Below are 22,617 nucleotides of genomic sequence, written 5' to 3' on the forward strand. Positions count from 1 at the left end.
GGAGGTACGCGACGACATCCACGAAGCCTTCCTCACCCTGGGATGCGCACTCATCTGCTGGCGACGCCTGAAGTCATTGCGTTAGGAGTTCTAAGGGCTGGGAAACCGCGTCCCTTACGGGAAGAATCCGGCCAATCACCCAGCGTGATGACTGCGGTCGCAGGGCATGTTCATCCCCACGGAGGAAGTCACGGGGGAGCCGTTCGCGACGCCGACGCCTGGCGAGAACGCGAGGGTAGGGGGTATTCGGTGAGACGGGGATGTGACACGCGCATGAAACCGTTTGCCGAACATGCGTAGGGTGCAGTGAAGCCATTCACGAAACGCACGACGAGCACGACGAGCGAGGGAGGGAGCCGGAGCGATGGGCGACCACAAAGAGCAGCAGCCCGTACGGGTGGGCGCGGCGGTCCGGCGGCGCCGGCGTGCCCTGGAGTTGACCCTCGCGGTCGTCGCCGAGCGCACCGGCCTGTCCGTGCCCTTCCTCAGCCAGGTGGAGAACGACCGGGCCCGGCCGAGCAGCACCTCCCTGGAGAAGCTGGCCGACGCGCTGCGCACCACCGCCGTCGAACTCCTCGCCGCGGCGGACCCGGCGGCCAGCGTCGACCTGGTGCGCGCCGAGCCGCTCACCGAGGACGACTTCACCCCCCGCACCCGCAACCTGGTCCGCGGCCACCACCAGCTGCACGCCTCCGAGTTCACCGGCGACCACGACGCGGGCCGCGAGTTCCAGCACCGCAACGACGAATTGATGTACGTGGCCGACGGCGCGGTCGAGATCGAGGCCGAGGGCCGCGCCTACCGCCTCGGCCGGGGCGACACGCTCTATCTCACCGGCGGAGTCAGACACCGCTGGCGGGCGACCGTGCCGGACACCCGGATCGTCGTGGTGGCGGTGGCCGAGCACATCGAGGCCGTGCAGGACCGGACCCGGTGAAGCGCGTCGTCTCCCTGGTCCCCTCGCTCACCGAGGCCGTGGCCGAGACGCTGCCCGGCGCGCTCGTCGGCGCCACGGACTGGTGCAGTCATCCGGGGGAGCTGGACGTCGTCCGGATCGGCGGGACCAAGAACCCCAAGGTGGAACGCGTCGCCGAGCTCGCGCCGGATGTGGTGATCGCCAACGAGGAGGAGAACCGCGTCCCGGACCTCGACGCGCTGCGTGCGGCGGGGCTGGAGGTGCTGGTCACCGAGGTGCGTACCGTGCCCCAGGCCTTCGCGGAGCTGGCGCGGGTGCTGGCGGCGTGCGGGGCGCCGGAGCGGCCGGGCTGGCTGCGGGAGGCCGAGACGGCATGGGGCGCGCTGCCGGAGCCGGCGGAGCGCCGCACCGCGGTCGTACCGATCTGGCGCAGGCCCTGGATGGTCGTCGGCCGTGACACCTTCGCGGGCGATGTGCTGGCCCGCCTCGGCGTCGACCACCTGTACGCGGACCATCCGGAGCGCTACCCCCGCATACCCCTGGAGGAGCTGCGGGCGGCGGCCCCGGATGTGGTCGTCCTCCCGGACGAGCCCTACCGCTTCACCGCCGACGACGGCCCGGAGGCCTTCCCCGGACTGGCCTGCGCCCTGGTCAGCGGGCGGGATCTGACGTGGTACGGCCCGTCCCTGGCGTGGGCGCCGCGGGTGCTGGGCGAGGCCCTGCGAGCAGCTCACCACTGAGCAGCCCGCGCACCGTGCCGGACGCCGCCGCGAGCCAGGCCACCACGAGCAGGACGTACAGCGCGACGGACAGCGCCTGGAACGCGGTGAGGGAGGTGTGCCGGGCGAGGGCGGCCGCGCCGGTGACGCAGGTGCCCACCGGGAAGGTGGCGCCCCACCAGGTCATCGCGAACCCCATGCCCCGGCGGCGGGCCCGCACCAGGTGGGCGAGGGACAGCGCCAGCCACATCAGCGCGAAGCCCATCACCGGCACGCCGTACAGCACGGAGAACACCGTGAGGCCGTGCGCGTAGGAGGCCGGTACGACGCCGGGGGCGGCGTTCGCGATCGAGCCGAGGGCGGTGGTGGACTGCCCGAGCGGGCCGAGGACCAGGAGCAGGGTCGGGGTGAGCGCGAGCGGCAGCGGGCCCGAGGTGATCAGCCGGCCGAGGACCAGCGGCAGCACCAGCAGCGTGGCGAACAGGCTCAGCCCGAACATCGCGAGACAGGCCAGCAGCAGGGTCGCGCGGGGCTGGCCCGGCGGCAGATGCGGCACCAGCAGCGGGCCGAGCGCGGCCGACACCATCGGCGCGACCAGCGGCAGCAGCCACACCGGGGAGGCATGGGAGGGCTCGATGCGGTGCCGTACGGACATCAGGTACGGCACGGCCACGGCCGCCGCCAGCCCTATCAGCGTGCCCGCCGTGTACAGCACGCCGTCCAGGGCGACGGCCGTGCTCGTGCCGAGCCAGTCGTGGCCCGCGGTCGGCGCGCCGCCGCCCACGGCCAGCAGGGCCATGGAGAGACAGCCGTAGAACGGGGCCATCGCCGGGTCGAGGAGGTGGGCGCGGGCCTGGTCGCGGTGGTGGATCCAGTGCAGGGTGCGGGCCGTCAGCAGGGTCACCAGCATCAGCAGCGACAGCGCCCACATCGCCGCGAGAAGCGTGTGCACGCCGGGCGGCAGGCTCACCGGCAGCGCGGTGCCGGCCGTGCCGACGGCGGCGGTGCCCATGACGGAGGCGTACCAGTTGGGTCCGAGGTGGCGGACCAGGGCGGCGCGGGGTGCGCGCGTGACGGGGAGGGGCGGGGCGGCGGTGACCATGGCATCCACCGTGCCTTGGCGCATCGTCCCTGACCAGGGAGTTCCCCTCTATGAGGGCATAAGCTGGTCTTATGAGCGAGGCGGAGGGGTCCGGAGGAGAGCGCGAGGGCACGGGGTCGTTGGCGCACCGGGTGCCGGATCTGGCGGCGCTGGAGCTGCTGCTCGCGGTGGCGCGGCTGGGGAGCCTCGGCGCGGCGGCGCGGGAGGTCGGGATCACGCAGCCGGCGGCGAGCAGCCGCGTCCGGTCGATGGAACGGCAGCTGGGGGTCGCGCTGGTGGACCGTTCGCCGCGGGGGTCCCGGCTGACCGACGCGGGCGTGCTGGTGACGGACTGGGCGCGGCGGGTGGTGGAGGCGGCGGCGGCGTTCGACGCGGGGGCGCGGGCACTGCGGGACCGGCGGGACTCGCGGCTGCGGGTGGCGGCGAGCATGACCATCGCCGAGTATCTGCTGCCGGGCTGGCTGCTCGCGCTGCACGCGGAGCGTCCGGATACGGCGGTGTCGCTGCTGGCCGGGAACTCGGCGAGGGTGGCGCAGCTGCTGCTGGCCGGGGAGGCGGACCTGGGGTTCGTGGAGGGGCTGTCCGTGCCCTCGGGGCTCGACGCGGTGGTGATCGGGCACGACCGGCTGATCGTGGTGACGGCGCCGGGGCATCCCTGGGCGCGGCGCCGCCGGCCGCTGTCGCCGGAGGAACTGGGCCGGACGCCGCTGATCCTGCGGGAACGGGGGTCGGGGACGCGGCAGGTGCTGGACGCGGCGCTCGGGGGGCTGGCCCGGCCGTTGATCGAGCTGTCCTCCACGACGGCGGTGAAGGCGTCGGCGGTGAGCGGGGCGGGGCCGTCGGTGCTCAGTGAACTGGCGGTGCGGGAGGAACTGGCGCTGCGGCGGCTGGTGGCGGTGCCGGTGGAAGGGGTGCCGCTACGGCGGGACTTGCGAGCGGTGTGGCCGACGGGTCACCGGCCGACGGGCCCCGCGCGGGACCTGCTGGCGTTGACGCGGGCGTGAGCCGGGGCGGGGGTGGGGGGTGAGCGCCCGTAAGGGGCGCGGGGAACTGCGCGAGCGGCCACGGCGGACCCGCAGCTGTCCACCGGGCCCGGCTTTCGGCGGTGGTGTCCGGCCGGTTCCGCGGCTGGGGTGCCCTGGAGGGGTGCGGGGTCCTGTGCGTGTGGCCGCATGTGGCCGGCAGTCGCCCGCCGGGCCTGGCTTTCGGTGGCGGTTTGCAGTCGGCCCTGTGGCTGAGGCGCCCTGGAGGGGCGCGGGGAACTGCACGAGCTGCCACGACGCACCCGCACCCGGAACTCTTCAGCTCGCCGCCGAAACCAACCCCTCCATCACCCGCAGATCCTCCCCCATCTCCGGATGCCACTGCACCCCCAGCACCCACCCCCGCTCGGCCGGTAGTTCCACCGCCTCCACCGTGCCGTCCTCCGCGAAAGCCGACGGCAGGAGACCGCGGCCGAGGCGGGAGACGCACTGGTGGTGGTACGTGGGGACGGACACCGTCTCGGGGACGAGGGAGGCGTACCGCGTGCCCGGCACCGGTTTCACCGGGTGCCCGCCGAAGATGCCCACCATCTCCGCGTGCCCCTCCATGTGCTGGACCAGCGTCCCGCCGAGCGCCACGTTCAGCAGCTGCATCCCCCGGCAGATACCCAGCAGCGGCGTGCCGGCGGCCAGCGCCGCGTGGATCAGGGCGAGTTCCCAGGCGTCGCGGGCCAAAGCCGGCGGGCCGGTGCGGGGATCGCGCTCGGCGCCGTAGCGCATCGGGTCCACGTCCGGGCCGCCCGCGACGACCAGGCCGTCGAGCCGGGCGACCGCCGCCGCGGCCAGCTCGGGCGCGTCCGGCGGCAGCATGCACGCGAGGCCCCCGGCCCGCTGGACCAGCCGGGGGTACGCGGCCGGCAGCAGCGCGGCCTCCAGCTCCCAGACCCCCCAGCGGGCCCCTGCCTCCAGATACGTGCTCACACCGATCAGCGGTCGTCCGCCCATGCCAGCCTCCCCGAAAGGTATACAGTCATACCTTTGCAGAATCCGCGTGCGCCGGGAAGCCCCGCACTCACACCGGGAAGCCCCGCACTCACGTCAGGAAGCCCCGCAGCAGCGCCGCCGTCCCCGCGCAGTGCTCCCGCATCATCTCCCGCGCGCCGTCGGCGTCCCCGTCGAGCACCGCCTCCACCAGTGCGGTGTGCTGCCGCTGGGAGTGCTCCAGGTTGCGCACCAGCAGCGGGATGCCGTCCAGCAGCTCGTTGACCTGCGCCCGTACCGCCGCGTACTGGGCGGTCAGGGAGGGCGAGCCGCACAGCTCGGCCAGGGTCAGGTGCAGCAGCGTGTCCTGGCGCCGGTAGTCGGACAGCGGGGCCTCGTGCGTCTCGGCCAGCGCCGTACGCAGCCGCTCGGCCTGCTCGCCCGTCAGCCCGTGCGCCGCGCACAGCCCGGCCGCGCCCACCTCCAGCACCTCGCGGAAGCGCAGCACGTCCTCGACGTCGACCGCCGCGATCCGCCGCCGCAGCTCGTCCTCGCCGGCGGCGTCCGCGCGGGGCAGCACGAACGTTCCGCCGTACCGCCCGCGCCGCGCCTCCACCAGGCCCTGGTCCTGGAGCACCTTCAGCACCTCGCGCAGCGTCACCCGGCTGATCCCCAGCCGCTCCGCCAACTCCCGCTCCGCGGGCAGCCGTTCGCCGCCCGGCACCAGGCCGAGCCGTACCACCTGGAGGATCTGCTCCAGGGCCTCCTCGAAGCCGTTGCCCGCCCGCACCGGCCGCAGCACCGGGGCGAGCCGGTCGCCCGCCCCGTGCCACTCCGTCCGAGACGACATCCGCCGTACCCCCTTCCCAAGCAATGGTTCTGAGCAATACCTTATGGCTCCCGGCCCGGCCGAAGAAGCGCGAAGGCGCCCAAGGAGGCTTTTCCGTGGCAGACCGCACAGCCCCGCTCCCCGTCGACGAACTCCGTGCCCTCGTGGAAAGCGGTGAGATCGACACTGTCGTCCTGGCGTTCCCCGATATGCAAGGGCGCCTCCAGGGCAAGCGGTTCGCCGCCCGCTTCTTCCTCGACGAGGTCCTGGAACACGGCACCGAGGGCTGCAACTACCTGCTCGCCGTCGACCCCGAGATGAACACCGTCGACGGCTACGCGATGTCCTCCTGGGAGCGCGGCTACGGCGACTTCGCCATGCGCCCCGACACCGCCACCCTGCGCCGCATCCCCTGGCACCCCGGCACCGCCCTGCTCGTCGCCGACCTCGCCTGGGACGACGGCGCCCCGGTCGTCGCCGCCCCCCGGCAGATCCTGCGCCGCCAGCTCGACCGGCTCGCGGAACTCGGCTACACCGCCCAGGTCGGCACCGAGCTGGAGTTCATCGTCTTCAAGGACAGCTACGAGCAGGCCTGGGACACGGGGTACCGGGGGCTGACCCCGGCCAACCAGTACAACATCGACTACTCCATCCTCGGCACCGGCCGCATCGAGCCCCTGCTGCGCCGGCTGCGCAACGACATGGCCGGTGCCGGGCTCACTGTCGAGTCCGCCAAGGGCGAGTGCAATCCCGGCCAGCACGAGATCGTCTTCCGCTACGACGAGGCGCTCACCACCTGCGACCAGCACGCCCTGTACAAGACCGGCGCCAAGGAGATCGCCGCCCAGGAGGGCGTCTCGATCACCTTCATGGCCAAGTACAACGAGCGCGAGGGCAACTCCTGCCACATCCATCTCTCGCTCACCGACGCCGACGGCACCAACGCCATGGCCGGGCCCGACGGGATGTCCCCGCTGATGCGGCACTTCCTCGCCGGACAGCTCGCCGCGCTGCGCGACTTCTCGCTCCTGTACGCGCCGAACATCAACTCCTACAAGCGGTTCCAGCCCGGCTCCTTCGCCCCCACCGCCGTCGCCTGGGGCCACGACAACCGCACCTGCGCCCTGCGCGTGGTCGGCCACGGCCGCTCCACCCGCTTCGAGAACCGCCTGCCGGGCGGCGATGTGAACCCCTACCTCGCCGTCGCCGGACTGGTCGCCGCCGGCCTGTACGGCATCGAGAACCGGCTCGAACTTCCCGAGCCCTGCCCCGGCAACGCCTACACCGCGGGCTTCGCGCACGTGCCCACCAGCCTGCGCGAGGCCGCCGAGCTGTGGGAGAACAGCCCGATCGCCAAGGCCGCCTTCGGCGCCGAGGTCGTGGACCACTACCGCAACATGGCCCGCGTCGAGCTGGCGGCCTTCGACGCCGCGGTCACCGACTGGGAGCTGCGCCGCTCCTTCGAACGCCTGTGAGCACGCCCGCGTCCGGTCCGCCCAGCCGCCCGCTTACCCGCCCCTTCGCCCGCCCGTGAAAGGCCGATCCGTGTCCGACTCCGACGAGCTGAAGATCCTCAACCCCGCCACGGAAGAGGTCCTCGCCACCGTCCCCGCCGCCACCGCCGAGGACGTCGACGCCGCCGTCGTACGGGCCATCCGCGCCCAGAGCCGGTGGGCCGCGCTCGCGCCCGGCGACCGGGCCCGGCTGCTGCGCCGCTTCGCCGACACCGTCGACGCACACCTGGAGGAACTCGCCCGCCTGGAGGTCCGCGAGGCCGGGCACACCCTCGGCAACGCCCGCTGGGAGGCCGGCAACGCCCGCGACCTGCTGGAGTACGCGGCCGGCGGCGTCGAACGCCTCCTGGGCAAGCAGATCCCGGTACCCGGCGGCTGGAACATCACCTTCCCCGAACCCCTGGGCGTGGTCGGGGTGATCGCCCCCTGGAACTTCCCCCTGCCGATCGCCGCCTGGGGCTCCTTCCCGGCGCTCGCCGCGGGCAACGCCGTCGTCCTCAAGCCCGCCGAGACCACCCCGCTCAGCGCCCTGCGCCTGGCCGAACTCGCCCTGTCCGCGGGCCTGCCCGAGCACCTCTTCCAGGTGCTGCCGGGCCACGGCCACACCGCCGGACGCGCCCTGGTGGACCACCCGGACATCGCCAAGATCGTGTTCACCGGGTCCACCCGCACCGGCCGCGAGATCATGGAGCGCTGCGCCCGGCTGGTCAAACCGGTCACCCTGGAACTCGGCGGCAAGAGCCCCAACATCGTCTTCGCCGACGCCGACCTGAGGTCCGCCCTCGACCCGTTCTCCTTCCTGGACAACTCCGGGCAGGACTGCTGCGCCCGCACCCGGATCCTCGTCCAGGAAGCCGTCCTCGACGAGGCCCGCGACTTCCTCGCCGACGCGCTCGCCGCCGTCGTCGTGGGCGACCCGGCCGACGAGAAGACCCAGATGGGCCCGCTGATCTCCGCGGCGCAGCGCGAGCGCGTACGGTCGTACGTCCCCGCAGGCGCCCCCGCCCTGCGCGGCAGCGCCCCCGACGGGCCCGGCTTCTGGTTCCCGCCGACCGTCCTGACGGGGGAGCGGCACGACAGCCCGGCCGCCCGCGAGGAGATCTTCGGACCCGTCGCCGTCCTGCTCCCCTTCTCCGACGAACGGGACGCGATCCGCCTGGCCAACGACACCCCCTACGGGCTGTCCGGGTCCGTCTGGACCCGCGACCTCGGCCGCGCCCTGCGCGTGAGCGAGGGCGTGCGCGCGGGCAACCTGTCCGTCAACTCCCACTCCAGCGTCCGCTACTGGACCCCGTTCGGCGGCTACAAGCAGTCCGGCCTCGGCCGGGAACTGGGCCCCGACGCCCTGACCGCCTTCACCGAAACCAAGAACGTCTTCATCAGCACGGAGGGCCCCGCACAGTGACCGACACCAGTGTTTGCCGCCGCCTGGTCGGCCGTACCGCCGTCGTGACCGGAGCCGGCAGCGGCATCGGCCTCGCCACCGCCCGCCGCCTCGCCGCCGAGGGCGCCCACGTCGTCTGCGCGGACGTGGACGAGACCCGCGGCAAGGCCGCCGCCGACGAGGTGGGCGGACTCTTCGTGAAGGTCGACGTCACCGACCCCGAGCAGGTCGAGGCGCTGTTCCGGACGGCGTACGACACCTACGGCAGCGTCGACATCGCCTTCAACAACGCGGGCATCTCGCCGCCCGACGACGACTCCATCCTGGAGACCGGCCTGGAGGCGTGGAAGCGCGTCCAGGAGGTCAACCTCACCTCCGTGTACCTGTGCTGCAAGGCCGCGATCCCCTACATGCGGCGCCAGGGCAAGGGCTCCATCATCAACACCGCGTCCTTCGTGGCCCGGATGGGCGCCGCCACCTCCCAGATCTCGTACACGGCCTCCAAGGGCGGCGTCCTCGCCATGTCCCGTGAACTGGGCGTGCAGTTCGCGCGGGAGGGCATCCGGGTCAACGCGCTGTGCCCCGGACCGGTCAACACGCCGCTGCTTCAGGAGTTGTTCGCCAAGGACCCGGAGCGGGCCGCCCGCCGGCTCGTGCACATCCCGGTGGGGCGGTTCGCCGAGGCCGAGGAGATCGCCGCCGCGGTCGCCTTCCTGGCCAGCGACGACTCCTCCTTCGTCAACGCCACCGACTTCCTGGTGGACGGGGGCATCGCGGGCGCGTACGTCACCCCCCTGTAGGCCCGCCTGCGCAAAGACTCAGAGGAAGGTGTGCCCCTCACCCCGGTACGTGGGCACGGTCGCCGTCACCTCGTCGCCCTCGACGAGGTGCAGCGACGCGAACCGTTCGCACAGCTCGCCCGCCTTGGCGTGCCGGAACCACACCCGGTCGCCGATCAGCAGATCGTCGGCGGGCGAGCCGAGCAGCGGGGTCTGCACCTCGCCGGCGCCCTCCTGCGGGTCGTACCTCAGCCCCTCCGGCAGGTAGGGCACCGGCGAGCGGTCGGGGCCCGCCGCGCCGGAGGCCGGATAGCCGCCGCCGAGCACGGTGACGACGCCCACGCCCGGCCGCCGTACCACCGGCAGCGCGAAGAGAGCCGCCGGACGGCCGCTGAACGACGTGTAGTTGTCGAAAAGACGCGGCACGTACAGCCCGGAGCCGGCCGCGATCTCGGTGACCGCGGACTCGGCCGCGGTGTGCTGCACACTGCCGGTACCGCCCCCGTTGACGAACTCCAGGCCCGGCGCGACGGCCCGCACCGCGCGCACGGCCGCCGCGCGCCGCTCGGCCAGCTCCCGGCGCGCGGCGGACTGCATCAGCCGGATCGCCCGCGAGCGCAGCGGCCGCCCGGCGAGGGCGTCACCGACGCCCGCGATATGACCCTCGTACGCCATGAGCCCGACCAGCTTGAATCCTGGGCGCCCGGTCACCACCCGTGCCAGCTCGGCGAGTTGGGCGGGGGAGTGCAGCGGGGAGCGGCGGGCACCGACCCGCACGCGTCCGCCGAACAGCTTCAGCGAGGTGTCCAACTCCAGGCAGACGCGCACCACTTCGCGGCCGCCGTCGCGGGCGGCGTCGATGAGGTCGAGCTGCGCGGGGTCGTCCACCATCACGGTGACGGCGGCGGCGAGCTTGGGATCGGCGGTGAGCTCGGCGAACCCGGAGCGGTCGGCGGAGGGGTAGGCGAGCAGGATGTCGTCGAAGCCCGAACGCGCCAGCCACAGCGACTCGGCGAGGGTGAAGGACATGACGCCCTGGAATCCGTCCATGGCCAGCACCCGCTCCAGCAGGGCACGGCAGCGCACGGACTTGCTCGCGACCCGTACCGGCTTGCCGCCGGAGCGGCGGACCAGATCGGCCGCGTTGGCGTCGAAGGCCTCCAGGTCCACGAGCGCCAGCGGCGCTTCGAGATGGGCGGTGGCCCGGTCGTACCGGGCCCGGTCGGCGGCACGCGCAGTCATGCCGGAAGCCTGCCAGAACGGATTACCGCAGGGTAGAGGGACGTTCCGGGCAAGTGCCCCGGCCCGCCGTACCGGTTCCGCCCCGGACCCCGGCAACCCGTAGAGTGACGCGCACGTACGGCGGACCCGCCCTGGGATGCGGGCCCGGTCGCACGGGTACGAGGAGACGGCCCGGGTCGCGAGGAAACGGGGAACGCATGACCACGGAAGCACGCCACTCCTCCGTACCGCCAAGCCCTTCGCACTCCTTCGGCCCCGGCGCGGGCAGGAGTGTTCCGGACGGCGTTCCCGGCGCGGGCAAGGGCGTTCGGGACGGCGTTCCCGGCGCGGGCAGGGCTGAGGGGACGCGAGCGACCGCCGCCGCGCGCGCGGACGTGCCCCTGGGGGAGGACCCCGGTGACGAGCCGTCCGTCTTCACCCCGCGTCTGCCCGGCGGCGCGGGCCCGGTGAGCGGAACGCCCCGGCGCGTTCCCGTCCCCGAGGCCACCGGTCCGGTGAGCCCTCCGCCGCCCCCCGCCTCGGCCCGCTTCCCCGACGCCCCGCCCCGCACGGGGCGCCCGCGCACGGGCACGGGCGTACCGCGCCTCGCGCACACCGACGAGGCGACCGGGGGCGGTGCCGTGTCCGCGGACGGGGGGAGCACGGGGATGGGGGGTAGCGGCAACGGCAGCGGCGGCGCCGGCGGTCCCGCGTCGGCGGACGGCGGCCGTCAAGGCGGTTCCGTACGACCCGATTCCCCCGGTTCCGTACCGTCGGACCGTCAAGCAGGGCGTCCTGTTTCCGGCGCTCCCGCGAGCCCCCCGATGAGCGCGCCCGCGCAGGCGACGCGGCCCGCCACCCGGTGGCACCACCAGCCGCCCAGCGCGCACGTCCCGCACGCCCCCGGCCCCGCCCGCTCCCGGCCGGGCGCCGCGCGGCCCCATGTCACGTTCGGGGAACCCGACCTGTTCCGGGCGCGCAGACGGGGGCGGGCCGTCGCCGCCGGGGTCTGCCTGGTGCTGGGGGTCGGGCTCATCGGCGGTGCCGTGGCCGGGAGTCGGCTCACCGGGGAGCACGAGGACAGCGCCGCGCGCGGGTTCGCCGCGGCCGCGCCGGCGTGGCACAGCGTGCCCGTCGACACGCTGTTCCCGCCCGTCGTGAAGGGCGCGGGGGAGGGGCCCGGCGGGGCGGACCGGACCTGGACACGGGTCGCCGTCGCCCCGGACAGCGGCTGCGCCGACGCGTTCGACCCGCTGCTGTGGCAGGTCCTCGCCGGCACCGGCTGCCGGCGGCTGCTGCGCGCCACCTACACGGACGCCACCCAGAGCTATGTGACCACCGTCGGCCTGCTGTTCACCAAGGCCGACCCCGCCCAAATGGCCGCGCTCGCCACCCGCTTCCGCACCCAGCACCTCGCCGGACGCACCGACCTGATGCCCCGCCCGTATGCCGCGGGGAACACCCCCGCGGCCGGCTTCGGCGACGACCAGCGCGCCACCTGGACCATCTCCGTGCGCACCGACGCCCCCGTCGTCGTGTACGCCGTCTCCGGCTGGGCCGACGGCCGGAGCGTGGACACCCCCCAGCCCGCCGCCGACGCCGTACGGGCCGGCGCCACCACCGCGCAGGCCCAGTCCGGCCTCGGCAACGAGGCACTGGGGCTGTCCGGACAGATAACACGGCGGCTGCGCCAGGCCGTCGGCTCCGCCGCAACGAACGCCCCGAACGCCCCGGATTCCTCGAACACCTCGAACGCCACGAAGAGTTCCTCATGAAGCGTGCCTCCGGGGCCGCGGTGAGCGCCCTGCTCGCCGGTGCCCTCACCCTGCTGCCCACCGCCGCCGCCCACGCCGACGGCATCCGGGCCCAGCAGTGGGGCCTTTCCGCCCTCCGCCTCGACGAGGCCTGGCGCACCACCAGGGGCCAGGGCGTCACCGTCGCCGTCCTCGACACCGGCGTCCAGGAGGACCACCCCGACCTGGTCGGCAATGTGCTGCCCGCCAAGGACATGATCGGCTTCGGCGCCCGGCCCGGCGACCGCACCTGGGGCCGGCACGGCACCGCCATGGCCGGCATCATCGCCGGACACGGCCACGGCCCAGGCGACTCCGACGGCGTCATGGGCGTCGCCCCCGACGCGAAGATCCTTCCCGTACGGGTGATCCTGGAGGACAGCGACCCCGCCCGCGCCAGGGCCCGCACCACCCGCGGCACCGCCCTCGCCGACGGCATCCGCTGGGCCGCCGACCACGGCGCCGACGTCATCAACCTCTCCCTCGGCGACGACTCCGCCTCCGCCCACCCCGAACCCGGCGAGGACGAGGCCGTGCAGTACGCCCTGAAGAAGGGCGTGGTCGTCGTCGCCTCCGCGGGCAACGGCGGCGACAAGGGCGACCACGTGTCCTACCCGGCCGCCTACCCCGGCGTCATCGTGGCCACCGCCGTGGACCGCTACGGCACCCGCGCCGCTTTCTCCACCCGCCGCTGGTACGCCGCCGTCAGCGCGCCCGGCGTCGACGTGGTCATCGCCGACCCCGACCACAAGTACTACGAGGGCTGGGGCACCTCCGCCGCCTCGGCCTACGTCTCGGGCGTGGCCGCCCTGATCAAGTCGGCCCATCCGGGGCTGAGCCCGGCCCAGATCAAGACGCTCCTGGAGGACACCGCCGACGACCCGCCGGCCGGAGGCCGCGACGACTCCCGCGGCTACGGCACGATCGACCCGGTGGCCGCCCTCGCCGCGGCAGACCGGCTCAGACCGCAGAAGCTCCGCCCGGCGTCGTACCCCCGCAAGTACTTCGGCCCCGGACCGGACGCCCCCAAGGCCACCGGCTCCGCCACCGACTGGGCGGCGCCCCTCGCGGGCAGCGTCGGCGGGGTGCTGCTGGTGGCGGGCGTGATCCTGTGGCGCGGCCGCCGGCAGCCCTTCTGAGGCGGGCCGGGGTGGTTCCGGCGCGGCTGCCGGCCGGGCCGGGTGAGCGCGTGGCGCGGCTGCCGGCAACCCTGTCGGGGCGAGCCCCGGCCCGCCGCTTCGCCGGGTGGTTTCCCCCGATAGGGTCGGTGACCGTGGCGAACAAGAACATCCCCGACCCCGGCTACTCCGACGACGACGGCTCCGCCGACCCCCGGCTCGGCGCCGCGCTCGCCGCGTGGGCCGAGGACCGCACCGCCGTCGGACCGGTCCTTAAGGCGCTGAAGGGCGCCCGGCTGCTGGTGCCCGTCGTCGCCGTACTGGGCGAGGTCGAGGAGGACGAGAACGGGCTGCGCCGCGAGAAGACCAGCGACATGGCCGTACCCACCCTGAAGGCCGGCGGCCGCACCGCGCTGCCCGCGTTCACCTCCACCGACTCCCTCGCCCGCTGGGACCCCGAGGCCCGCCCGGTCGCCGTGCCCCTGCACCAGGCGCTCCAGGCCGCCGCGCACGAGAAGGCCGACACGGTGGTGCTGGACCTCGCCGGGCCGGTGCCGTTCGAGCTGACCGGGCCCGCGCTGCTCGCCCTCGCCGAGGGCCGCACCAGCACCGACCCGCTCACCGACCCGGCCGTGACGGAGGCCGTGCGCACGGCGGTGGCGGCCGAGCCCGCCGTACGGAGCGCCCATCTCGTCCCCGGCCCGGCCGACGGCACCCTCGCCCTCGTCCTCGACCCGTCCGCGCCGCCCGCCGAGACCGCGCGGGCGATCGCGGGCCGGCTCGCCGCCGACGAGGCACTGAGGGCCCGCCTGGTGCGCGGCCTCGACCTGGCACTGCTGCCGGCCGGGACGACGCCTCCGGGCGAGCCCTTGTACGTGCGGGGATGAATCGAGCGCCCTACCAAGGGGCGTCTGACCAAGGGGCGTCTGACCAAGGGGCGCCTGGCTCTATGCGCCTAGCCGTAGACGGGGCCGGTGTACTTCTCGCCCGGTCCCTGGCCCGGCTCGTCCGGGACGATCGAGGCCTCGCGGAAGGCCAGCTGGAGCGACTTCAGGCCGTCGCGCAGCGGGGCGGCGTGGAAGGAGCTGATCTCGGTCGCGCCGCCGTCCAGCAGGCCGGCCAGGGCGGTGATCAGCTTGCGGGCCTCGTCCAGGTCCTTGTACTTGTCCCCCTCCTCGCTGAGCCCGAGCTTCACGGCCGCGGCGCTCATCAGGTTGACGGCGACCGTCACGATCACCTCGACGGCGGGGACCTCGGCGATATCGCGGGTCATCGCGTCGAAGTCGGGGTTCTCGGCAGGGGTCTCACTCATGCCCCACACCCTAAGCGGCGCGCCGCCCTCCCGGTGACGCCGCCCGACCGGCCCCCGGCGGGCGGCCTCCGATTAGCCCTTGACTGGTCACCCTGCTAGTCTTGTGTGCGACCGGCCGGATCCGCCATGTGTGAGTTCGGCCCACAAGTGGAGGCTCCGATCTCCCACCCGCTCCGTCCTCCGGGACGGCGGGTCTCCGGTCAGGCGGCCGCCATCGTTCCGTACGGACGATGGAGCCGCCCGATTCGCGCCCCGCGTTCACGCGGCGGTGTTCCGGTAGTCAGGAGCCCCGCCTGTGATCGTCCGGGGCATTTTTTGTGCTTCGGCGCGGTTGGTCTGACGAACACAGACGTTACGCGGCAGTCCGCCAGGCCGTCGCGTGGTGCTACCGAGGAGGATCCATCAGCGCCGAGCCCCGCATCAACGACCGGATTCGCGTTCCCGAGGTGCGACTTGTCGGTCCCAGTGGCGAGCAGGTCGGCATCGTGCCGCTCGCGAAGGCACTGGAGCTTGCGCAGGAGTACGACCTCGACCTGGTCGAGGTGGCGGCGACCGCCCGTCCGCCCGTGTGCAAGCTCATGGACTACGGGAAGTTCAAGTACGAGTCGGCCATGAAGGCCCGTGAGGCGCGCAAGAACCAGGCGCACACGGTCATCAAGGAGATGAAGCTCCGGCCGAAGATCGACCCGCACGACTATGACACCAAGAAGGGTCACGTCGTCCGGTTCCTCAAGCAGGGCGACAAGGTCAAGATCACGATCATGTTCCGTGGTCGCGAGCAGTCCCGGCCCGAGCTGGGCTACCGACTGCTCCAGCGTCTCGCGGAGGACGTCCAGGACCTCGGGTTCGTCGAGTCGAACCCGAAGCAGGACGGCCGAAACATGATCATGGTCCTCGGTCCGCACAAGAAGAAGACCGAGGCGATGGCCGAGGCCCGTCAGGCGCAGGAGGCCCGCAAGGCCGACGCGAAGGCGAACCCCGGCAAGTCGCAGAACCCGGCCGAGGCATCGTCCGAGGTACCGGCCGAGGCCGAGGCGTCGTCCGAGGAACGCGCCGAGGCGTGATTCCGGGGAGCCGTACGGCTCCCGAGGATGTAACCGAAACAAGAGCGACGCTCCACCGTGCCCGGTTTTCGCGACCGGGCACCGGAGCGCCACCGACGAGGAGAGAACGGCGCTATGCCGAAGAACAAGTCGCACAGCGGTGCCAGCAAGCGCTTCAAGGTCACCGGCTCCGGCAAGGTGCTCCGCGAGCGCGCCGGCAAGCGCCACCTGCTCGAGCACAAGTCGTCCCGCGTGACGCGTCGCCTCACCGGCAACGCCGAGATGGCCCCGGGCGACGCCGCGAAGATCAAGAAGCTTCTCGGCAAGTGACGCTCCGGCGCTCACCGAGCGCCGCGCGTCTGAACCGGGACCCAATCGTTTCCGGGTCGTGTGAGGACACCCACGACCCCGCTACAAGGAGTTAAAAAGTGGCACGCGTCAAGCGGGCAGTCAACGCCCACAAGAAGCGCCGGGCGATCCTGGAGCAGGCCTCCGGCTACCGCGGTCAGCGTTCGCGCCTGTACCGCAAGGCCAAGGAGCAGGTCACCCACTCGCTGGTCTACAACTACAACGACCGCAAGAAGCGCAAGGGCGACTTCCGCCAGCTGTGGATCCAGCGCATCAACGCCGCTGCCCGCGCCAACGGCATGACCTACAACCGCTTCATCCAGGGTCTGAAGGCCGCCAACGTCGAGGTCGACCGCAAGATCCTGGCCGAGCTGGCCGTCAACGACGTGAACGCGTTCGCCGCGCTCGTCGAGGTCGCGCAGCAGGCGCTGCCGTCGGACGTCAACGCGCCGAAGGCCGCGTGACGCTGCGCTGAGCTTCAGCCGAAAAAACACCGGGACCCGCAGGCTGTTGGCTTGCGGGTCCTGTTGTTGAGGTTCCCGGTGCGTTTTCGGCCGCGGGTACGTGGTGGCTTGTCGCGCAGTTCCCCGCGCCCCTGACGGGGCGCTGAAGTAGACGTTCTCTGGAAAGTGAAGAAGGCATGGCCCCTGCCGTCCCCGAGCTGATCTCTCCCCGTTCCGCCCGTGTCGCCGCCGCGCGCCGGCTCGCCAAGCGGAATTTCCGGGGGAAGGAGCGGCTGTTCCTCGCGGAGGGGCCGCAGGCCGTGCGGGAGGCGGCGGCGCACCAGGGGGGCGGGCTCGTCGAGCTGTTCGCCACGGTCGAGGCCGCGGAGCGGTACGCCGACATCGTCGGTGAGGCCCGTGCCGCCGGCGCTCGGGTGCACCTCGCCGCCGAGGACGTCATCGCCGACATCTCGACCACCGTCACCCCGCAGGGGCTGGTCGGCGTCTGCCGCTTCCTGGACACCCCGTTCGAGGACATCCTCGCCGCCCGCCCCAAGCTGGTCGCCGTGCTCGCGCACGTCCGCGACCCCGGCAACGCGGGCACCGTGCTGCGCTGCGCCGACGCCGCCGGTGCCGAGGCCGTCGTCCTCACCGACGCCTCCGTGGACCTGTACAACCCCAAGGCCGTACGCGCCTCCGTCGGCTCCCTGTTCCACCTCCCGGTCGCCGTCGGCGTCCCCGTGGAGCAGGCCATCGAACGGCTCAAGAGCGCCGGGGTGCGCATCCTCGCCGCCGACGGCGCGGGCGACCACGACCTGGACGAGGAGCTGGACGAGGGCACCATGGGCGGCCCCACCGCCTGGGTGTTCGGCAACGAGGCATGGGGGCTGCCGGAGGAGACCCGCGCCCTCGCCGACGCCGTGGTGCGCGTGCCCATCCACGGCAGGGCCGAGAGCCTGAACCTGGCCACGGCCGCCGCCGTCTGCCTGTACGCCTCGGCCCGCGCCCAGCGCGCGCGCGGAGGGTGCCGTTCCGTCACCCAGAGCTAGTAGGGTGGCCAGCTCGGGGCCGTGCGCCGTATGAGAGGTGGGGTACGGGGATGAGTGTGGCCGGCACGAGCACCGGGCCGAAGGGGCGGGACGCGCGCGGCGCACCCGCGTCCTGGGGCGGTGCGGGCGGGCTCGATCCCGACCAGCTCCCCGACGGACTGGTGGTCGCCGACGAGCGGGGCCGCGTCGTCGGGTTCAACGCGGCGGCGGAGCGCATCACCGCCGTACCCGCCGCCGAGGCCCTCGGGCAGCCGCTGGAGAAGGCGCTGCCGTTAGAGGACCTGGAGGGGCGCCGCTGGTGGCAGCTCACCGACCCCTACGGGGGCCTGGCCACCAGGACCCGGCAGCCCGAGCGCAATCTGCTGCTGCCCGGCGGCCGCGAGGTGCTCGTCACCGCCCGCTACGTCCGCACCGCGCCCCTCGGCCCCCTGCACCGCCTGATCGTCTCCCTGCGGGACACCGAGGCCCGCCGTCGCACCGAGCGCAGCCACGCCGAGCTGATCGCCACCGTCGCCCACGAGCTGCGCTCCCCGCTGACCTCCGTCAAAGGGTTCACCGCGACGCTGCTCGCCAAGTGGGCGCGGTTCACCGACGACCAGAAGCGGCTGATGCTGGAGACCGTCGACGCGGACGCCGACCGGGTCACCCGGCTCATCGCCGAGCTGCTGGACATCTCCCGGATCGACTCCGGGCGCCTGGAGGTGCGCAGGCAGCCCGTCGACATAGGGGCCGCCGTCTCCCGCCACATCCAGGCGTACGTCGCCGCCGGGCAGAGCGCCGGACGCTTCCTGCTGCGCATCGAGCAGCCGCTGCCCGAGCTGTGGGCCGACCCCGACAAGATCGACCAGGTGCTCAGCAACCTGCTGGAAAATGCCGTGCGGCACGGCGCGGGAACCGTCACCATCGACATCACGCCCACGGCGTCCCCCCGCGAGGGCGAGGAGGCCGGCACATCGGTCACGGTGAGCGACGAGGGGCCCGGCATCCCGGAGGAGTCCATGAACCGCGTCTTCACCCGCTTCTGGCGGGGCAGCAAGCGCGGCGGCACCGGGCTCGGGCTGTACATCGTCAAGGGCATCGTGGAGGCCCACGGCGGTACGATCACGGTCGGCCGCGCCCGCGGCGGCGGCGCCGAGTTCCGATTTACGTTGCCCGTGAGCGCCCCGGCGTATCTCGCCTGACGGCCCACGGGCCCTTCGCCCCCCGCCACCCCGTTAGACTCGGCCTTTGGCACCGTTGTGTCCTTCACGCGGCCCTCGCGAGTCGGTGACGGGGACCATCCGCCAGCCAATCGGAAGCACGGGAAGAGATGTCGGCACCCAATAAGTCGTACGACCCTGTCGAGGTCGAGGCGTTGAAACCGGAAGAGATCGAGCGCATGCGGGACGAGGCGCTCGCCGCCTTCGCCGCCGCGGACTCCCTCGACGCGCTGCACGAAGCCAAGGTCGCCCACACCGGTCCGGCGTCCCCACTGTCCCTCGCCAACCGCGAGATCGGCGCCCTGCCCCCGCACGCCAAGGCCGAGGCCGGCAAGCGCGTCGGCATGGCCCGCGGCGCCGTCAACAAGGCCCTCGCCGCCCGCCAGAGCGAGCTGGAGGCCGAGCGCGACGCGCGGGTGCTGGTCGAGGAGGACGTCGACGTCACGCTGCCGTACGACCGCGTCCCGGCCGGTGCCCGCCACCCGCTGACCACGCTGTCGGAGCGCATCGAGGACATCTTCGTGGCCATGGGCTACGAGGTCGCCGAGGGCCCCCAGGTCGAGGCCGAGTGGTTCAACTTCGACGCCCTGAACATCGGCCCGGACCACCCGGCCCGCGGCGAGGCCGACACGTTCTTCGTCGAGGGCCCGGACGGCGGCGCCGATTCGGGCGTGGTCCTGCGCACCCACACCTCGCCCGTGCAGATCCGCTCGCTGCTCGACCGCGACCTGCCGGTCTACGTGATCTGCCCCGGCCGCGTCTACCGCACCGACGAGCTGGACGCCACGCACACGCCGGTCTTCCACCAGGTCGAGCTGCTCGCCGTGGACGAGGGCCTGACCATGGCCGACCTCAAGGGCACCCTGGACCACATGGTCCAGTCGCTGTTCGGCGCGGGCATGAAGACCCGGCTGCGCCCGAACTTCTTCCCCTTCACCGAGCCGAGCGCCGAGATGGACATGCTCTGCTACGTGTGCAAGGGCGAGTCCGTCGGCAACCCCGACCGCCCCTGCCGCACCTGCTCCAGCGAGGGCTGGATCGAGCTGGGCGGCTGCGGCATGGTCAACCCGCGGGTGCTCACCGCCTGCGGCGTCGACCCGGAGAAGTACAGCGGCTTCGCTTTCGGGTTCGGCATCGAGCGGATGCTGATGTTCCGCCACAACGTCGAAGACATGCGAGACATGGTCGAGGGTGACGTCCGGTTCACCCGGCCCTTCGGGATGGAGATCTGATGCGGGTCCCGCTTTCTTGGCTGCGGGAGTACGTCGACCTGCCGGCCACCGAGACCGGCCGTGACGTCCAGGCCAAGCTCATTTCGGCCGGTCTGGAGGTCGAGACCGTCGAACAGCTCGGCGCCGACCTCAAGGGTCCCCTGGTCGTCGGCCAGGTGCTGACCATCGAGGAGCTGGAGGGCTTCAAGAAGCCGATCCGCTTCTGCACGGTCGACGTCGGCCAGGCCAACGGCACCGGTGAGCCCCAGGAGATCGTCTGCGGCGCCCGCAACTTCGCGGTCGGCGACAAGGTCGTCGTGGTGCTGCCCGGCGCCACCCTGCCCGGCGGCTTCTCCATCGCCGCCCGCAAGACCTACGGCAGGGTCTCGCACGGCATGATCTGCTCCAGCGACGAGCTGGGCATGGGCGAGGACACCACCCACGGCATCATCGTGCTGCCGCCGGAGACCGAGGTCGGCAAGGACGCCATCGAGCTCCTGGAGCTGGTGGACGAGGTCCTGGACATCGCCGTCACCGCCAACCGCGGCGACTGCCTGTCCATCCGCGGCGTCGCCCGCGAGACCGCCATCGCCTACGGCCTGCCGCTGCGCGACCCCGCCCTGATCGACGTGCCCGCGCCGAACGCGTACGGCTACCCGGTCCAGGTCTCCGACCCGTTCGGCTGCGACCGCTTCACCGCGCGCACCGTCACCGGTCTGCGCCCCGAGGCCCGCTCCCCGATCTGGCTCCAGCGCCGGCTCCAGAAGGTCGGCATGCGCCCGATCTCGCTGGCCGTGGACATCACCAACTACGTGATGATGGAGCTGGGCCAGCCGCTGCACGCCTACGACCGCGCCTCGGTCCAGGGCACCATCGGCGTGCGCCGCGCCCAGGAGGGCGAGAAGCTCGTCACCCTGGACGGCGTCGAGCGGGCGCTGCACGCCGAGGACCTGGTCATCACCGACGACCGCGGCCCGATCGGCCTGGCCGGTGTGATGGGCGGCGCCAACACCGAGATCGCCGACCACGGCGAGGACGCGGAGCACGCGACCACCGAGGTCGTCATCGAGGCGGCCCACTTCCACGCGGTCTCGATCGCGCGCACGGCCCGCCGCCACAAGCTGCTGTCCGAGGCGTCCCGCCGCTTCGAGCGCGGGGTGGACCCGGCCGCCGCTGCCGCCGCCGCGCAGCGCACCGTGGACCTGCTGGTGCTGCTCGCGGGCGGCACCGCCGAGGCCGGCGTCACCGAGGTCATCGCGCCCTCCGCGCCGCACACCATCACCATCCCGGCGGACCACCCGGACAAGGTCGCGGGGGTCACCTACGGCCGCGAGACCGTCGTACGCCGCCTCCAGGAGGTCGGCTGCGACGTCTACGGGCAGGACGAGCTGATCGTCACCGTCCCGTCCTGGCGGCCCGACCTGACCGACCCGAACGACCTGGCCGAAGAGGTCATCCGCCTTGAGGGCTACGAGGACCTGCCGTCCCGGCTGCCCCGGCCGATGGCGGGGCACGGCCTGACCGGGCGCCAGCGGCTGCACCGCCGCATCGGCCGCGCGCTGGCCGGCGCCGGTTACGTCGAGGCGCTGAACAACCCGTTCCTCGGCGAGCAGGTCTTCGACCAGCTCGGCCTGGACGCGGACGACCCGGCCCGCCGTGTGCTGAAGCTGGTCAACCCGCTCAGCGACGAGGAGCCCGCGCTCCGTACGACGCTGCTGCCGGGCCTGCTGGGCGCGCTGCGGCGCAACACCGGCCGCGGCGCGCACGACCTGGCCCTGTTCGAGACCGGGCTGGTCTTCCACCCGCGCGCCGAGCGCGAGGCCGCCGGGCACCTGCCGGTGGACCGGCGTCCCACCGACGAGGAGATCGCGCGGCTGAACGCCGCGCTGCCCGAGCAGCCGCGGCACGCCGCCGTCGTCCTCGCGGGCGCCCGCGAGCAGGCCGGCTGGTGGGGCAAGGGCCGCCCGGCCGACTGGGCCGACGCGATCGAGGCCGCGCGCACCGTGGCCCGTGAGGCCGGCGCCGAACTCGTCGTGCGCAAGGGGCAGTACGGCCCCTGGCATCCGGGCCGCTGCGCCGAGCTGCTGGTCGTCGTGGACGGCGCCGAGCGGGTCGTGGGCCACGCGGGCGAGCTGCACCCGCGCGTCGTCAAGGCGCTGGGCCTGCCCGAGCGCACCTGCGCGATGGAGCTGGACCTGGACACCCTGGAGGAGGCCGGCGACGGCATCCCCATGGCGCCGGCCATCTCCTCCTTCCCGGTCGCCACGCAGGACGTCGCCCTCGTGGTCGACAAGCCGGTGCCGGCGGCCGAGGTCGAGGCCGCGCTGCGCGCCGGTGCCGGTGAACTGCTGGAGTCCATCCGGCTGTTCGACGTCTACGAGAACGCCGAGCAGCTGGGCGAGGGCCGCAAGTCGCTGGCGTACGCGCTGCGCTTCCGTGCCCCCGACCGGACGCTGACGGTGGACGAGGCGTCGGCGGCCCGTGACGCGGCCGTTGCCCTCGCGGGCGAGCGCACCGGAGCCGTGCTGCGCGGCTGACGGTCGGAGCGAACGGGGCGGGGGGGGGGCAGGGGGGGGGGGGGGGGGGGGGGGGGGGGTGTGGGGGGGGGGGGGGGGGGGGGGGGGGTGAGCGGCCGTGCAGAGGAAGCAGCGCCCTCCACGCTTGTCCCCCCGT

General features: G+C 73.4%; 21 protein-coding genes. 16 read left to right on the forward strand and 5 right to left on the reverse strand.

Annotation, left to right across the window (positions count from 1 at the left end; all coding sequences use genetic code 11):
• The first annotated feature begins 364 nt into the window (after positions 1-364).
• A complete protein-coding gene (locus AC069R_RS12830; protein WP_397986801.1) occupies positions 365-937 on the forward strand; it encodes a helix-turn-helix domain-containing protein in 573 nt (190 codons plus the stop codon).
• Positions 934-1,656: a helical backbone metal receptor gene (locus tag AC069R_RS12835; RefSeq protein WP_478766877.1), complete on the forward strand. Its 723-nt coding sequence runs from the start codon at positions 934-936 to the stop codon at positions 1,654-1,656. Before AC069R_RS12830 ends, AC069R_RS12835 begins: the two co-directional genes overlap by 4 nt.
• Here AC069R_RS12835 and AC069R_RS12840 read toward each other — a convergent pair.
• Positions 1,568-2,737, reverse strand: a complete 1,170-nt coding sequence (locus AC069R_RS12840) for a TDT family transporter (protein WP_478766878.1) — start codon at positions 2,735-2,737, stop codon at positions 1,568-1,570. The genes AC069R_RS12835 and AC069R_RS12840 overlap by 89 nt on opposite strands.
• Before the next feature lie 71 nt (positions 2,738-2,808).
• Between AC069R_RS12840 and AC069R_RS12845 the strand changes: the two genes are divergently transcribed.
• Positions 2,809-3,741: a LysR family transcriptional regulator gene (locus AC069R_RS12845; RefSeq protein ID WP_478766879.1), complete on the forward strand. Its 933-nt coding sequence runs from the start codon at positions 2,809-2,811 to the stop codon at positions 3,739-3,741.
• A gap of 297 nt (positions 3,742-4,038) precedes the next feature.
• On the opposite strand, the gene AC069R_RS12850 is transcribed toward AC069R_RS12845, so the two are convergent.
• Both AC069R_RS12850 and AC069R_RS12855 read right to left on the reverse strand, forming a co-directional pair.
• The gene (locus tag AC069R_RS12850; protein ID WP_478766880.1) at positions 4,039-4,725 is read right to left on the reverse strand and encodes a gamma-glutamyl-gamma-aminobutyrate hydrolase family protein; all 687 of its coding nucleotides are present in this window, start codon (positions 4,723-4,725) and stop codon (positions 4,039-4,041) included.
• An 88-nt stretch (positions 4,726-4,813) separates the two neighbouring features.
• The gene (locus tag AC069R_RS12855) at positions 4,814-5,551 is read right to left on the reverse strand and encodes a FadR/GntR family transcriptional regulator (protein WP_478766881.1); all 738 of its coding nucleotides are present in this window, start codon (positions 5,549-5,551) and stop codon (positions 4,814-4,816) included.
• A gap of 95 nt (positions 5,552-5,646) precedes the next feature.
• Here AC069R_RS12855 and AC069R_RS12860 point away from each other — a divergent pair, with 95 nt between their 5' ends.
• From AC069R_RS12860 to AC069R_RS12870, 3 genes are all read left to right on the forward strand, one after another.
• Positions 5,647-7,005: a glutamine synthetase family protein gene (locus AC069R_RS12860; RefSeq protein WP_478766882.1), complete on the forward strand. Its 1,359-nt coding sequence runs from the start codon at positions 5,647-5,649 to the stop codon at positions 7,003-7,005.
• Between the two features lie 70 nt (positions 7,006-7,075).
• Positions 7,076-8,449 (forward strand): aldehyde dehydrogenase family protein, encoded by a 1,374-nt coding sequence (locus AC069R_RS12865; protein ID WP_478766883.1) that lies wholly within the window; start codon positions 7,076-7,078, stop codon positions 8,447-8,449.
• Positions 8,446-9,228, forward strand: a complete 783-nt coding sequence (locus AC069R_RS12870) for a 3-oxoacyl-ACP reductase (protein WP_478766884.1) — start codon at positions 8,446-8,448, stop codon at positions 9,226-9,228. The genes AC069R_RS12865 and AC069R_RS12870 overlap by 4 nt, the downstream gene beginning before the upstream one ends.
• A gap of 18 nt (positions 9,229-9,246) precedes the next feature.
• Here the strand turns inward: AC069R_RS12870 and AC069R_RS12875 are convergent, their stop codons facing one another.
• Positions 9,247-10,449, reverse strand: coding sequence for an amino acid deaminase/aldolase (locus AC069R_RS12875; protein ID WP_478766885.1), 1,203 nt, complete (start codon positions 10,447-10,449; stop codon positions 9,247-9,249).
• 803 nt (positions 10,450-11,252) lie between these two features.
• On the opposite strand from AC069R_RS12875, the gene AC069R_RS12880 reads away from it, so the two are divergent.
• The 3 genes from AC069R_RS12880 (at position 11,253) to AC069R_RS12890 (ending at position 14,226) form a co-directional block, all read left to right on the forward strand.
• Positions 11,253-12,203 carry a hypothetical protein gene (locus AC069R_RS12880; RefSeq protein WP_478766886.1) on the forward strand — a complete coding sequence of 317 codons (951 nt, stop codon included), beginning with the start codon at positions 11,253-11,255 and terminating at the stop codon, positions 12,201-12,203.
• Positions 12,200-13,360, forward strand: a complete 1,161-nt coding sequence (mycP, locus tag AC069R_RS12885) for a type VII secretion-associated serine protease mycosin (protein WP_478766887.1) — start codon at positions 12,200-12,202, stop codon at positions 13,358-13,360. The genes AC069R_RS12880 and mycP overlap by 4 nt, the downstream gene beginning before the upstream one ends.
• 134 nt (positions 13,361-13,494) lie before the next feature.
• On the forward strand, positions 13,495-14,226 hold the full coding sequence (locus tag AC069R_RS12890; protein ID WP_478766888.1) for an SseB family protein: 732 nt from the start codon (positions 13,495-13,497) through the stop codon (positions 14,224-14,226).
• A gap of 68 nt (positions 14,227-14,294) precedes the next feature.
• On the opposite strand, the gene AC069R_RS12895 is transcribed toward AC069R_RS12890, so the two are convergent.
• A complete protein-coding gene (locus AC069R_RS12895) occupies positions 14,295-14,651 on the reverse strand; it encodes a DUF1844 domain-containing protein (RefSeq protein ID WP_478766889.1) in 357 nt (118 codons plus the stop codon).
• A 401-nt stretch (positions 14,652-15,052) separates the two neighbouring features.
• On the opposite strand from AC069R_RS12895, the gene infC reads away from it, so the two are divergent.
• The 7 genes from infC to pheT all read left to right on the forward strand — a co-directional run bounded on the left by infC (position 15,053) and on the right by pheT (position 22,481).
• Positions 15,053-15,715 carry a translation initiation factor IF-3 gene (infC, locus tag AC069R_RS12900; protein WP_397987339.1) on the forward strand — a complete coding sequence of 221 codons (663 nt, stop codon included), beginning with the start codon at positions 15,053-15,055 and terminating at the stop codon, positions 15,713-15,715.
• A gap of 114 nt (positions 15,716-15,829) precedes the next feature.
• Positions 15,830-16,024 (forward strand): 50S ribosomal protein L35, encoded by a 195-nt coding sequence (gene rpmI / locus AC069R_RS12905; protein ID WP_004933563.1) that lies wholly within the window; start codon positions 15,830-15,832, stop codon positions 16,022-16,024.
• Positions 16,025-16,122: 98 nt separating this feature from the next.
• On the forward strand, positions 16,123-16,506 hold the full coding sequence (gene rplT, locus AC069R_RS12910; protein ID WP_478766890.1) for a 50S ribosomal protein L20: 384 nt from the start codon (positions 16,123-16,125) through the stop codon (positions 16,504-16,506).
• Positions 16,507-16,682: 176 nt separating this feature from the next.
• Complete coding sequence (locus AC069R_RS12915; RefSeq protein WP_478766891.1) at positions 16,683-17,534, forward strand: TrmH family RNA methyltransferase; 852 nt, start codon at positions 16,683-16,685, stop codon at positions 17,532-17,534.
• Positions 17,535-17,584: 50 nt separating this feature from the next.
• Complete coding sequence (locus AC069R_RS12920) at positions 17,585-18,715, forward strand: sensor histidine kinase (protein ID WP_478766892.1); 1,131 nt, start codon at positions 17,585-17,587, stop codon at positions 18,713-18,715.
• A gap of 128 nt (positions 18,716-18,843) precedes the next feature.
• On the forward strand, positions 18,844-19,965 hold the full coding sequence (gene pheS, locus AC069R_RS12925) for a phenylalanine--tRNA ligase subunit alpha (RefSeq protein WP_478766893.1): 1,122 nt from the start codon (positions 18,844-18,846) through the stop codon (positions 19,963-19,965).
• Positions 19,965-22,481 (forward strand): phenylalanine--tRNA ligase subunit beta, encoded by a 2,517-nt coding sequence (gene pheT / locus AC069R_RS12930; protein ID WP_478766894.1) that lies wholly within the window; start codon positions 19,965-19,967, stop codon positions 22,479-22,481. Before pheS ends, pheT begins: the two co-directional genes overlap by 1 nt.
• Positions 22,482-22,617 lie beyond the last annotated feature (136 nt).

It is taken from the genome of Streptomyces sp. NPDC043952, from assembly GCF_056435325.1.

Coding starts and splice junctions, on each gene's coding strand:
- AC069R_RS12880 (WP_478766886.1), top strand. CDS start 11,253: ATGAGCGCGCCCGCGCAGGCGACGCGGCCCGCCACCCGGTGGCACCAC.
- AC069R_RS12895 (WP_478766889.1), bottom strand. CDS start 14,651: ATGAGTGAGACCCCTGCCGAGAACCCCGACTTCGACGCGATGACCCGC.
- pheS (WP_478766893.1), top strand. CDS start 18,844: ATGTCGGCACCCAATAAGTCGTACGACCCTGTCGAGGTCGAGGCGTTG.
- AC069R_RS12920 (WP_478766892.1), top strand. CDS start 17,585: ATGAGTGTGGCCGGCACGAGCACCGGGCCGAAGGGGCGGGACGCGCGC.
- AC069R_RS12840 (WP_478766878.1), bottom strand. CDS start 2,737: ATGGTCACCGCCGCCCCGCCCCTCCCCGTCACGCGCGCACCCCGCGCC.
- mycP (WP_478766887.1), top strand. CDS start 12,200: ATGAAGCGTGCCTCCGGGGCCGCGGTGAGCGCCCTGCTCGCCGGTGCC.
- pheT (WP_478766894.1), top strand. CDS start 19,965: ATGCGGGTCCCGCTTTCTTGGCTGCGGGAGTACGTCGACCTGCCGGCC.
- AC069R_RS12915 (WP_478766891.1), top strand. CDS start 16,683: ATGGCCCCTGCCGTCCCCGAGCTGATCTCTCCCCGTTCCGCCCGTGTC.
- AC069R_RS12845 (WP_478766879.1), top strand. CDS start 2,809: ATGAGCGAGGCGGAGGGGTCCGGAGGAGAGCGCGAGGGCACGGGGTCG.
- AC069R_RS12850 (WP_478766880.1), bottom strand. CDS start 4,725: ATGGGCGGACGACCGCTGATCGGTGTGAGCACGTATCTGGAGGCAGGG.
- AC069R_RS12830 (WP_397986801.1), top strand. CDS start 365: ATGGGCGACCACAAAGAGCAGCAGCCCGTACGGGTGGGCGCGGCGGTC.
- AC069R_RS12855 (WP_478766881.1), bottom strand. CDS start 5,551: ATGTCGTCTCGGACGGAGTGGCACGGGGCGGGCGACCGGCTCGCCCCG.
- rpmI (WP_004933563.1), top strand. CDS start 15,830: ATGCCGAAGAACAAGTCGCACAGCGGTGCCAGCAAGCGCTTCAAGGTC.
- AC069R_RS12875 (WP_478766885.1), bottom strand. CDS start 10,449: ATGACTGCGCGTGCCGCCGACCGGGCCCGGTACGACCGGGCCACCGCC.